This window comes from Neobacillus sp. DY30 (assembly GCF_030123065.1).
GTDB lineage: Bacteria > Bacillota > Bacilli > Bacillales > Cytobacillaceae > Neobacillus.
Map to the genome: position 1 here is coordinate 6,074,106 of NZ_CP126093.1, position 12,547 is coordinate 6,086,652.

The following is a 12,547-nucleotide window of genomic DNA, read 5'->3' on the forward strand; positions in this document are numbered from 1 at the left end:
TTAGTAATGGGGAAAAATCAGATTCAACAAGTCGGTCAAATTGCCATTCCAGTAAAAAATTTAGACCAAGCAGTAAATTTTTATAAAGAAACGCTTGGGCTCCCGCTTTTATTTACGTCAAACGGCTTAGCATTTTTTGATTGCAATGGAATTCGTCTATTATTAAGTGTTCCTGAGACAGAAGAATTTGCTCGTTCAAGCTCCGTCATTTACTTTCAGGTAGAAAATATAAAAGAGGCTTATGAAGATCTACGAAATAAAGAGGTTTCCTTTATTGACGAACCACATCTCATCGCGAAAATGGGACAAATCGAAACTTGGATGGCATTTTTTAAGGATTGTGAGGATAATACTCACGCTTTAATGAGTGAATTTGAAGTTTAAAAAAATACTACGAGGACCGTTAATCAGATAACGGCCTCTTTTTTTCTCTTAATACCTTCTATATAAATAAATGCAGCATATTCTCCCTTGCTGTTCTGCAAACTATATATAAAAGTGCTAAAGGGGTTGTAAAAATGAGGAAAAGGCTTGTGCTTGTTATTAGCATTATTTTTAGTATGTTATCCCTGACAATACCTCCTGCCCATGCCGCTGAAATTGATAATAGTAATATTTATTTAGTAAAAGCAGGGGACAACCTGCCTGAAATTGCAAATAAATATAGTATTTCTATAGAGGAATTAAAAGCTGCAAATGGTTTGCAGTCTGATGAATTAATTGCAGGGCAGAAGTTGTGGGTACCGATCCTATATGAAGTGAGGGCAGGGGACACGTTAGTGGATATTTCCTCCGCATTTCATGCCTCCGTTGAGACAATTAAAGCGGTAAATGGACTTTCCTCCGAGCAGCTTTATACAGGTCAGCTATTAAAGATTACACCAAAAAGAATGAACATACAGGGTCAGCATATTCTCATGACAAAAGAGGAGTTTAAAGATTGGTTATTTAACACACAAGTTAAACGTGAAATTCGTTTAATACAGCAACATCATACTTGGCTTCCCTCCTACAAACACTTTAATGGTTCAAACCATTTTCAATTGTTGATAGGTATGGAGAATCATCATAAAAAAACAATGGGCTGGAAGAACATTGCTCAAAATATTACGACATTTCCAGACGGTAAAGTCGCAGTTTCAAGACCGCTAAACATCATTCCTGAAGGAACAATTGGTCCAAAAGCTAACTCTGTGGGAATCGCTATTGAACACGTTGGTAACTTTGATATAGGTCATGATGTTATGACAAAGGAACAACAGGCTGCCATTATTTATATCAACGCGCTGCTATGTATTAAGTTTGGGTTAACACCTTCAATTGACACAATTACTTACCATCATTGGTGGCATATGAAAACGAAAGAACGGGTATTAGATGCGGCAGCAAGTTACAATGTTAAATCCTGTCCTGGTACTGGATTTTTCGGAGGTAATTCCACAGCCAGCGCTAAGAATTACTTTTATCCGCTTATATCAGATAAGATCGAAGAGATAGTAGAATCCATGCAATAAAGGAGGGAAACAGGATGCACTAGACAATATAATCACTTTTATAATTACACTTGTTTACTTACTGAAAATTTAATATAATTATCTTTACCACTGTTTCTACCTAGTTTTCAAGGTTATACTAAAAAGTGCCCCAGTTGAAACCCTGGGACACTAACTCCTTTAAAACATCAGTTGGATCGTTCTTCTAACCATTCAGCGATTGTTGGATAGGTAATTTTTACAGCTTGGCTGCCAAATGTGATAGACGTATGTCCAACAGGTAAACATTTATATTCTTTATCTACACTGGAAATGGAATTCATTAATGCTTCTACTTGATGCGGTTGGGCGATAAGGTCGTTTTTACCTGCTAAATTGAGTACATTTGCCTTAATATTTCCAAGATCGACTCTCTTACCGCGAATAACCATTTCTCCTTTTATCAATTTATTTTTTTGATAAAAGTCTCTAATCCATTGACGATAAGCTTCACCTGGGAACTGAATACCATCGTTAAGCCATTTTTGTAATAGTTTAAAGCTCTTTATAAAGTTCTCATTATCAGCTCGTTCATAAAGACTAATAAATGGTCCATAGTTTGTTGCCATTGGATTGATCATCTTGTTTCCAAAGTCAATCATTTCAGGTGGAATAACCCCTAACGTATCTACTACTTTATCAATATTAAAATAGCGTTCATCTAACATAGCACCGTAAGACCCTGTGTTTTCAAAATCAAAGGGACTTGTCATAAAAATAAGATTACGGATTGGTAATTCTGGATGCAGCGCTGCAAAGATAGAAGTCATCGTTCCCCCCATACAATAGCCAAGGATCGAAACTTCATCAACATTCGACTTTCTCAGGACCTTACGAACTGCACGCGGTATGTAGTCCATAATGTAATCATCTAGTTTCATATTTCTGTCTTCGTAACCTGGTTCACCCCAGTCAAGCAGATACACATCAAAGCCGCGATTAACCAAATATTCTACTAAACTGCCGCCCTTTGTTAAATCTAATACATATGGTTTATTAATGAGGGCATAAACCAAAAGAAGAGGAATTTTATGTTTCTTAGGATTTTCTGAAATATACCGATAGAGCTTGGTTTTATTTCTTGTCCAAACAAGTTCCTTCGGTGTAGGTGCTACTTCCGGCTCCGCATCGGTCGTTAGGACTTGATTTGCCCTTATTGTACGTTGAAACATCTCTTTATATTGCTGTGGCGTAAATTCGATCAACTCATTCCAATCTGTAGGCATAAGTACGCTAATGACGGTTCACTCCTTACATATGAATTACTAGTCAATATATTAAAAAATACTTTCTTTCATGACACTTACATATAAAGTCCACCGTTAATATTTAATTGCTGTCCAGTAATATAGTCGCCATCTTTACATAGGAAAACAACACCACGAGCGATTTCTTCTGGTTTACCTAGACGTTTTTGAGGAACTTTTTCGACAATTCCTGCCAGCACTTTTTCAGGAATCGCTTGGACCATTTCGGTTCCGATAAATCCTGGGCAAATGGCGTTCACAGTTACATTACTTTTAGCAAGTTCAAGTGCAAGGGATTTTGTGTACCCAATCAATCCTGCTTTTGCTGCAGCATAGTTGGTTTGTCCAAACCCTCCAGCTTGCCCAATGATAGATGAAATGTTAATAATGCGTCCCGCATCTGATTCCAGAAGATAAGGTAACGCTGCGGATGTATTGTTGTAGACACTGTTTAGGTTTACATCAATTACTTTTCTCCAATCTTCCTCATTCAACTTTTTAAACGTACTGTCTCTTGTAATCCCTGCATTATTAATTAAAATATCTAACTTGCCATAATGCTTTATCGTTTCATGTACAAGGTATGCTGCTTCATTACTTTCCGAAACATCCGCTTGAACTGCGTATGCATCTCCGCCAAATTCATTAATTTCAGCGACAACTTTATCCGCCAATTCTTTTCGGATATTATAGTTGATAACAACCTTTGCGCCATTTCTAGCAAGTTCCAATGCAATGGCTGCACCGATTCCTCTGCTGCCTCCTGTTACAATTGCTACTTTACCCTTTAAATCTGCCATTTTCTCCACCGCTTTCTATATATTTTTTAAATTTATTGTTGGTTATTTTGATTCTTCTTTTGATTTTAATAAGGTAAGAACCTGATTCAACTTATTATCTAAACTCTTCATATCCTTTTTTAAATTCGACAATTCCTTGCTATAAGACTCCGGAATGACTACCTGTTCTAATTTCTCTTCTAATCTTTCTTCTAAATCGTCTACCTTTGCATCTACATTCACAATCAATGATGAAAGGTTAGCAATGTCATTACGAGATGGTACGTTCATGAACTCTAAGTATTTTAATGTTGATTCATCAATCATTTTTTTAAATTGGAGGTTCATCTCCAAAATTTGTCCCATTCCTTCAGACGGAAAATCATTGCCGATTTTTTCATCAAATAATTTACTGGTTTGTGAATAATAATCCTTCCATACATCATAAAAGTTAAAACCTTGGTTCATGTTTTTTTCCTCCTTATTCTTCTTAGACGTATTCATCATACTAACTATATGGGAATAATTAAAGATTAAAGATTGAAAATTATCAAAATACTTTTCTTCTTTTATTGACAAAATTCCATCTTTTTTGCAAATACAAAAAGGAGAAAATTAGGATTTTCTCCCTTTTTTCAGGCTAGATTTTCCTTAAATAGTAAATTTGCTCGACCTTTTTAAACACATCTCGACGAATATCGGCAGCAATATGAACAGCCGCTTTAGCAGCTTACACCATGCTTACCATTCCCACCGTTCCAGCATAAAAATAACCAAAAACTTTACAGGTAAACAAGTTATTAAGTATAATCAAAATTAGAGTCTAAATTTTCAGTACATATATAATATTCAGACTCAATTTCTATTTAGGGGGAAAAACAATGAAGGTCAAACATTGGTTATTGCTTTTAACATTTGGCTTGGTACTGAGTGTACTAGCCGCATGTTCCGGCGATGAGTCCAAGGAACCTGCAGGAACAGACGCGAAAGAGGAAGAAAAAGGGGAAAAGGTCCTTAACTTTTTAAACCCAGAGGCAATTCCTTCAATGGATCCATCCTTAGCTACAGATGAGTCTTCCTTTATCTATTTAGCTGCAACAATGGAAGGTTTATATCGACTAGATGAAAAAACACAACCTACACCAGGGATTGCTACTGAACATAAAGTAAGTGATGATGGTCTGACTTGGACCTTTACATTGAGAGAGGATGCTAAATGGTCAAATGGAGACCCGGTAACAGCTCATGATTTCGTCTATTCATGGCAGCGTGCCGTTGATCCAGCTACAGCATCTGAATATGGTCCGTATATGATGAATGGCGTAATCAAAAATGCTGAGAAAGTTAACAAAGGTGAACTAGCTGTTGATCAATTAGGAGTTAAAGCTGATGGCGATTATACACTAGTTGTTGAATTAGAAAATCCAACACCATACTTTGAAACATTAACGACATTTGGAACATTCCTCCCATTAAACAAAAAGTTTGTGGAAGAAAAAGGCGATAGTTTTGCCACTAGTTCAGAAAACTTATTGGCAAATGGTCCTTACACCATGAACAACTGGACTAGTACTAGTGATTCATGGGACTTGGTAAAGAATAAAGATTATTGGGATACTAAAACAGTAAAGATGGATAAACTGACTTTCAAAGTTGTTAAAGATCCACAAACGGCTGTAGATTTATATGAAGAAGGTACTGTTGATCGAATGGATTTAACATCTGATCTTGTTGACCAATATTCGACAAATGATGATTATGTGGTATCAGCAGATACATTTGTGTATTTCTTAAAGTTTAATCAAACAAAATCTGAAGCATTAGCAAATAAGAATATTCGTGCCGCACTTAGCAGAGCTTTTGATAAGGAAGCTTTAGTAGGAGAAATTTTAAATAACGGCTCAATCGCTGCAAACGGCTTGGTTCCAAAAGACTTTACACCAATGCCTGAAACAGGTGAAGATTTCCGTAAAGTAAGTGGAGATCTTGTCACGTATGATCTTGAGAAAGCAAAAGAGTTCTGGGCAAAGGGATTAGAAGAGTTAGGTACTGACTCCGTTGAACTAGAGTTTCTTGCAGATGATGACAAAACAACTAAAAACTTAGTTGAATACGTTGCAAACCAACTCTCAACAAATTTAGAAGGATTAAAAATTAACATCAAACAAATTCCAAAAAAGCAGCGTCTTGATTTAGATAAATCTATGGAATATCAACTTCAGCTTACAAGATGGGGCCCTGACTTCCTTGATCCATTTACTTACATGAATTTATTTATTACAGATGGCGGAAACAATATGACTGGATATTCAAGCGCAGAATATGACAAGTTAGTTAGTGAAACAGCTACAAAATTTGCTACAGATAATGCCGCACGTTATGAAAACTTCTTAAAAGCTGAAAAATTGCTATTTGAAGATGCAGTAGTTGCTCCTGTCTACCAGGCTTCTAGAGCACAATTGGTTTCTCCAAAAGTTCAAGGTGTGTTCGTGAACCCATTTGGTGCAACCTACGAATATAAATGGGCAGATGTAGGGGAAGAGTAAAATCTTCTGGTATAAAAAAGAGGGAGAAATACCAACTGGTATTTCTCCCTCTCTCTTTATCTATTGTAAATTTTTATAGCGGTCATTTAACCAACCTATCTTGCACGATGAACGGTCAAATTGACTTTACTTGTCTCACACATAAAAGTAGAGAGATGGACAGGTTCGTCATTATCATTAAATGCAATTTTTACGATTCTAAACAGATTAGCTCCGATATCACATTCTAATAATTTCGCATAGTCATTTGTCGCACCAATAACATCAATAATCTTATCATTACTAACAATTTCAGTATGATACTCTTCAGAAAGGACTTTATAAGTTGATTCTTTCCCGGCAATTTTCTTTTCTAAATCGGGAAACCGTAACAAGGAATAATGCGCGATATCGTAGAAAAGAGGGCGGTCATTTACATACATAAGCCGTTCAAGTACCAGAACAGGACTACTTTTATCAATTAATAGATGATCCGCAACATCTTCAGGTGCAGGAATAACCTCACTTCTTAATATCCGAGAATTAGGTATCATACCCAACTGATGGCTAAACTCTGAAAATCCGCTTACAGATAGTAATTCATTATGGAACTTTTTGGATGTAACAAAGGTACCTCTTCGGGGAATCCGTGTCAGGACACCTTCCTTTACCAATTCCTCAATTGCCTTACGTATCGTAATACGGCTTACGGTATAGATTTCACAAAGTTCTGCTTCAGTTGGAATCTGCTCATCTGGTTTATATTTTCCAGTTTGGATATCGTTCTTCAACATTTGCCTGACTTGCATGTATAATGGCTGTGGGGTTGAAGGATTTAAACTCATACTAAATCCATCCTTATCCGTCAATTGACAATTATACTAATCATTATACATTGATTGACTACAACAGTCACCAAGCACCAAAGTATTGAATCGTCTTCGCTGCCGTTTCTGCTCCCAAATCTAAACATTTGGCAGTAGGAAGACCTTTCAATTTTCCATAAATAAACCCAGATATAAAAGAATCTCCCGCTCCCATTGTATCTACTACATCTACTGCTACTACACCACATTTATAGAATTGTTCACCATCATAAGCAAGTGATCCATTCTCACCTAATGTCGCTATAGTAATTCTTGATCCATTATTCTTTACATCCTTTAGAAATTGGCGGATAAAAGAATCATCCTGTGTATAGGAAAAGAATGAATAATCTACATACTGTGGCAGGGTTTTGACAAGTATATGATCTAATTGGTTAGAAAAATCAAATGAGGTTTGTAATCCCCTTTTTTTAAAAAGAGAATAATACCTCTCAACATGCCCCCAAACTCCGGCATGTACAAGCTGATGTTTTTGAATAAAGTCAAGTTCTGCCGGTGTTAAGGTGAAGTCAGCCATAACACCTTCATCATATTCCCCAAAACAACGATCATTGTTTACTAATTCCACATAGGTAACAGCTGTTTTTCCATCCTTCTTTGATAGATGAGAAATATCAACACCCTTTTTTGAAATATCCTTTTGCATTAATTCACCATAAGAATCGCTGCCAACCCAGCCAATATAAGAGGAATCAGCACCTAATTCTGTTAAATAGACGGCTACATTGACAGGATTCCCACCAGGATAGGCCTTCCCGCTTGTTTGATAGACATCCATACAATTATCTCCGACTGTTGCAATCCTCATCTTTATTCCCTTCTTTCTTGAACATTAAGGAACGAGCACTACTAAGTAAGTAGTGCTCACATGCATTTTAATACTCCATTTGTCGGTAATATCTTCTTAGCGTTAAGGGATGATTTCTTTCCCGCTCAAGATATACGCTGATTCGACTTAAGACAGACCAGTTGATACTGACAGCAAAGTGTTTTCTAAACTCTTCACTAATCCCTTCCATCTTAAAATCCTTTGTATCAATAACAGTGAGCTGGTTTGTAATCTTTTCAGCGAATTTTTCTACACGGTCCATCAATGGACGTGTATCATCTTCACCCTTTAGTAAAATAACACTCGTATCTTCGACCACCAATTCAAGGGTACCGTGGAAAAATTCTGCTGCATGTATCGATCTCGCATGAATCCACTGCATCTCTTCTAAAATACACATAGCGTAGGAATATGTATTCCCCCATAAATTACCGGAACCAACCATCATGTGATAGTCCGTGTCCTTGTGTTTAATCGCAAATTCCTCAGCACTTTTATCGAAGGCCTTCACAGCGTTTAAAATGGCTTGCGGTAATAAAGCCACCTCTTTTGTAAACTGCTCATATTGCGGGAACTCATTATTGTTATACATGAAACGGAATACGAACATATACAGAAGCATGAAGAATGTATCAAAAGAATGTGTTTCGGACCCAGTTGTGATACAGTAGTCCACAATTTGAGTTAACGGAGTGTTTGGCTCAGCTACTAAAGCAATTGTAGTTGCACCTGCTGCCTTACAAAACTCTGCTGCTTCAACCGTTTCTTTCGTTGTTCCTGAAACGGATGTAAAGATACAAACGGAATCCTTGCTAAAATGCCTGTTATTCATCACCATGAATTCAGCAGCAATTTCTGCATGAACATCGATAGTAGAATTAGATTTTAATATATATTCATAAGGATACATCATCGCAATCGTTCCGCCCGCACCAATTAGAAAAATATTGCTGTAGCCTTTATTGCATATTCCATCAACAATATCTTCTATTTGCCCTCGAAAAGCAAGGCCTTCTTTTTCTACGAGTCTTAGAAATAAATCTTCATCAAATTTTAACATCAACATTTTCCTCCCTAACTAAATAACTACTTTTAATTTTAAGAATCTATTAATAAATGAACTAACTTCCTATTTTCACTTGTACTATGCAACTAGTTTGCTTTTGTTTTTCGAGCCATATTTCTTTTCCCAATAGTAATAAACAGGGAGACCTGTTACGATGACAATCAGTGCCGCAATCATCCCTTCTATCGGGGCCCAAGTGAACGTTCCCCAAGCAAGCCATGATGCACCAAGGATAGCTAAAATCGTGGTTAATCGCCAGACCGGCATGCGATATACCGGCTTATAATCCTCGCGTTTACGGCATTTATAAACTGCAGCAAAATCCATAATATTTATGAGCAACTGTATGAGCGTGAAATATCCCAGCAATGCTGTTAAATTACTAAACATCACAAGAATACAGGCATATGTAACCTGAACAATAATAGAAAAACTTGGTGTTTCATATTTCGGATGAACCTTCGCAAAACGTTGAAAGAATAGACCATCCTTTGCCATTGCATATTCCAGACGAGGCTGGAACATAATGCACGAGCTCAACGATCCCAGTATGACAATAATCGCTGTAACAGCAACAAATGAGGAGGCAACATCAGAGAGTCCCGGGATATACTTGACAGCGTCAGAAACCGCGGCACTAGAATTAATTAATTTTTCAAAAGGCATTAAACCTATAATACAAACAGCAAGCAATGTATATAACGCCAAGACTATTAAAACTGAGCTAATAAGAGCACGCGGCAGGACCTTTCCTGGATTTTTAAATTCCCCAGCCATAAAACAAATTGCCGCCATTCCCGTATACGCCCAAGTAGTGGCAGAAACTCCACCTATTAAGCTAGTTTTCACCTCACCGGACGCAGGTACATAGGAAAAGTTCCCCGGGTTTAAATACATAAGACCCAATCCGATGACAATTAAGAATGGAATGATTTTTACAGCCGTAATAATGACTTGGAATTTGCCGCCTTCTTTTACACTTCGATAATGAATGGAAGTAATGATGAGAATGATTGCAATGGCAAGTAATTTTCCAGCCATACCATTGAAAAATGGCAAAAAGGATGCTACATAGGAAACAATCGCCAGCGCCATAATGGCAATCGATGGTGGATCTAAAGCCCAGAACGTAGCCCATCCATATAGAAAGCCTAAAGGTCTCCAGCCTGCTTTATTTAGGTAAACATAGCCGCTTCCGTTTTGAGGATATGCCGTCGCTAATTCCGCGAGCACCATGACCTGTGGAATGGCAATGATTCCGCCAATAATCCATGCAAGAATAGAAATAGTAGGTGTACCAGCAGCTTTTGCCACATCACCAGAAGATACAAATATTCCCGAGCCAACAGTCGTTCCAACCGCAATGGCAAGAGCTGCCCAAAATCCAAGTTTTCGCGTAAGAGTCGCATTACTCATAAAGAGTTCCTCCAAATTAAGATGGTAAGATTCCTAATTCCTTTATTTTCTTAATAGATTTCATGATTGCATCTTGTGGATTTTGATAATAATTAGATCCCATGATTTCTAGGGTACATGTACCTTCGTAACCATGTTTTTGAAGACTTCTTAGGTATTCCTTCCACATTAAAACCCCATCATCAAGGCCCAAATGTGCGTCTGATTGACCATCCCCGTCTATTAGGTGAAAATGGCATACTTCTGAAAGTGCAGAAAAATAATCATCTGGCGTTTCGCCTGCTAACTGCATTGCTACTGTATCAATCATTCCTTTTAATGCAGGCGATTGAATTTCATCTATCATTCTCTTTAATCCATTTAAATCCGTAATAAGATTAGATTCATATTTCGTTAATGGTTCTAAAGCAAGCGTTAACCCTTCCCTTTCTGCTACTTTTGAAAGATTATAAATGGAGTCACTTGCATACTTCCATGATTCTTCATCAGACAAAGAAAAATCTCCTATCCCGGAAGTGATTAGCATCATTTTGGTATCAAGTTCAAGGGCTGCGTAAAGATTTTCTACAAAGTAATCTATACTCTTGTTTCTCCAGTGAGAGTCAGCAGCTGCAATATTATAAGGATAAATGCATTGTTCTGGAGTATAGCAGACGATGTTAATATTTCGTTTCTGAATCTCTTTTTTTATATTTCTGATATTCCCAAGGATGTTTCGGTAAACATATAAGTGCGGCTCGCCTGCCCATAATTCAATACTATTGATCCCTAAACGCTCCATGCTGTCTAAAAAATAGTGAAAGGGAAAATGCTTGAACGTGATATTCATTCCTGCCATTTTCATTTGTTTCACCTCCTTATTTGAAAACGCTTTTTTATTTGTTATGTCTTGTATTATAATCAGATATTATAAAAATTACAATATCAAATTTATTAAATATCTTTAAAAATTTTATTCAATCATAAAAAAGACGCCTCCATTGGAAGCGTCTTTTTCCTATTAAACAAATTTTTATTGGAATGAGGTATTTCTTTTGCCTACATTTATGGTGAGGTTTTTAAGAGTTAATCCCTGCAAGAATTCTTTATATCCGCCTCAACCCGGCTCATAAATTCTTCTACCGCGCTGTATCCTTGCTGTTTTAAGTACCAGTTATTTGCCGCTGCCTCTATTAACCCAGCCACATCACGTCCGGGCTGTAGTTGGATCTCCATACAAGGAATTTTCACACCCATATAGTCGGTATAATGATATTCCTGTTCTAAATCATTATATAAGGCGTCCTTTTCCCACTTCGTCAAATGAATATCAAGGGAAATTCGTGTTTCGTCCTGAAATGCCTTACGGCCATATAAGCGGACGACATTAAGCAAACCAATACTGCGAAGCGCCAAGAATTCTTTTGTTTTTCCATCATGGGTACCTAGAATGGTTTGCGTACTTAATTTCTTTAAAACCACGATATCATCCGATACAAGCCTGTGCCCGCGGCGGATTAACGTATGGGCGGTCTCGCTTTTTCCTACCCCTGAATTACCACGAAGTAAAATACCAATGCCTGATACATTCATACAAACTCCATGAACAGAAATCTCTGGTGCTAATTCCTTCACCAAAAACGCATCCAATTTAGGGATAAACTCTGAGGTTGTCTCAGGCTGTTTTGTCACTAACAACGGGATACCCTGCTCTGTACAATGGTGAATTAAATAGGTAAGTCCTTCCTCGCCAGCCGTTACGATAAAACATGGTGGATGGTAGTGTACGATATTCCCGATTCGAATTTTACGTTCCTCTTTACTTAACTTATGTAAGTAGGTGATTTCCTTTTTTCCTAATATTTGAACTTGTTCTGTTGGAAAAAAGTCAAAATGCCCCACAAATTCTAAACCCGGACGATGCACCCGCGGCTGCGTAATGACCTTCTGCAGGTGGTTTTCTCCAGCCAATACTTTCAGTGAAAACCTTTGAACCAAGTTTTCTATTGTTACCGTTTTCAACTTCTAATCACGTCCTGTTAGCCTTTTATTTTAAAATTATACTTGAGTTCACTGGAAACGTCATCCATTATAAAAATAGTTTCTAAATGGTTAAATTGCTGTTTTTAGGGTAGAAAACTTCAGAGAATTATGATAATATAAAATAAATTTAAAAAGACCATGTGTAACTGGCGAAACGCGGATAACCGCGAGGGAGCACATGGTGTCGCAGCCGTTCGCCTGGGCAGAGGTAAGGGATTCTATCCCTTACCTCTTTCTGCTTATT

Annotated in this window: 12 protein-coding genes and 1 riboswitch; of the genes, 3 read left to right on the forward strand and 9 right to left on the reverse strand. The window is 37.3% G+C overall.

The genetic code is table 11. The annotated features are described in order from the left end of the window. Positions 1 to 6: 6 nt before the first annotated feature. Both QNH29_RS29945 and QNH29_RS29950 read left to right on the forward strand, forming a co-directional pair. On the forward strand, positions 7 to 384 hold the full coding sequence (locus QNH29_RS29945) for a VOC family protein (protein WP_283862865.1): 378 nt from the start codon (positions 7 to 9) through the stop codon (positions 382 to 384). Between the two features lie 134 nt (positions 385 to 518). Next, positions 519 to 1,514: a peptidoglycan recognition protein family protein gene (locus QNH29_RS29950; protein WP_283862866.1), complete on the forward strand. Its 996-nt coding sequence runs from the start codon at positions 519 to 521 to the stop codon at positions 1,512 to 1,514. Between the two features lie 167 nt (positions 1,515 to 1,681). On the opposite strand, the gene phaC is transcribed toward QNH29_RS29950, so the two are convergent. The 3 genes from phaC to QNH29_RS29965 form a co-directional block, all read right to left on the reverse strand. After that, a complete protein-coding gene (phaC, locus tag QNH29_RS29955) occupies positions 1,682 to 2,758 on the reverse strand; it encodes a class III poly(R)-hydroxyalkanoic acid synthase subunit PhaC (RefSeq protein WP_283862867.1) in 1,077 nt (358 codons plus the stop codon). Positions 2,759 to 2,835: 77 nt separating this feature from the next. Further along, a complete protein-coding gene (locus QNH29_RS29960) occupies positions 2,836 to 3,579 on the reverse strand; it encodes a 3-oxoacyl-ACP reductase (RefSeq protein WP_283862868.1) in 744 nt (247 codons plus the stop codon). A gap of 42 nt (positions 3,580 to 3,621) precedes the next feature. Next, positions 3,622 to 4,026 carry a polyhydroxyalkanoic acid synthase subunit PhaR gene (locus QNH29_RS29965; protein ID WP_283862869.1) on the reverse strand — a complete coding sequence of 135 codons (405 nt, stop codon included), beginning with the start codon at positions 4,024 to 4,026 and terminating at the stop codon, positions 3,622 to 3,624. A 413-nt stretch (positions 4,027 to 4,439) separates the two neighbouring features. Between QNH29_RS29965 and QNH29_RS29970 the strand changes: the two genes are divergently transcribed. After that, positions 4,440 to 6,104 (forward strand): peptide ABC transporter substrate-binding protein, encoded by a 1,665-nt coding sequence (locus tag QNH29_RS29970; protein ID WP_283862870.1) that lies wholly within the window; start codon positions 4,440 to 4,442, stop codon positions 6,102 to 6,104. Positions 6,105 to 6,199: 95 nt separating this feature from the next. Here the strand turns inward: QNH29_RS29970 and QNH29_RS29975 are convergent, their stop codons facing one another. The 6 genes from QNH29_RS29975 to hprK all read right to left on the reverse strand — a co-directional run bounded on the left by QNH29_RS29975 (position 6,200) and on the right by hprK (position 12,282). Continuing rightward, entirely contained in the window at positions 6,200 to 6,928 is a 729-nt protein-coding gene (locus QNH29_RS29975; RefSeq protein ID WP_283862871.1) for a GntR family transcriptional regulator, read from the reverse strand. A gap of 67 nt (positions 6,929 to 6,995) precedes the next feature. Continuing rightward, positions 6,996 to 7,778, reverse strand: a complete 783-nt coding sequence (gene frlD, locus QNH29_RS29980; protein ID WP_283862872.1) for a fructoselysine 6-kinase — start codon at positions 7,776 to 7,778, stop codon at positions 6,996 to 6,998. Between the two features lie 67 nt (positions 7,779 to 7,845). Then, on the reverse strand, positions 7,846 to 8,859 hold the full coding sequence (locus QNH29_RS29985; protein ID WP_283862873.1) for an SIS domain-containing protein: 1,014 nt from the start codon (positions 8,857 to 8,859) through the stop codon (positions 7,846 to 7,848). An 84-nt stretch (positions 8,860 to 8,943) separates the two neighbouring features. Beyond that, positions 8,944 to 10,281, reverse strand: a complete 1,338-nt coding sequence (locus QNH29_RS29990) for an amino acid permease (RefSeq protein WP_283862874.1) — start codon at positions 10,279 to 10,281, stop codon at positions 8,944 to 8,946. Positions 10,282 to 10,297: 16 nt separating this feature from the next. After that, a complete protein-coding gene (locus QNH29_RS29995; protein WP_283862875.1) occupies positions 10,298 to 11,125 on the reverse strand; it encodes a TIM barrel protein in 828 nt (275 codons plus the stop codon). A 221-nt stretch (positions 11,126 to 11,346) separates the two neighbouring features. Then, positions 11,347 to 12,282, reverse strand: coding sequence for an HPr(Ser) kinase/phosphatase (hprK, locus tag QNH29_RS30000; RefSeq protein ID WP_283862877.1), 936 nt, complete (start codon positions 12,280 to 12,282; stop codon positions 11,347 to 11,349). A gap of 153 nt (positions 12,283 to 12,435) precedes the next feature. Continuing rightward, positions 12,436 to 12,514: riboswitch (ZMP/ZTP riboswitch) on the forward strand. Positions 12,515 to 12,547 lie beyond the last annotated feature (33 nt).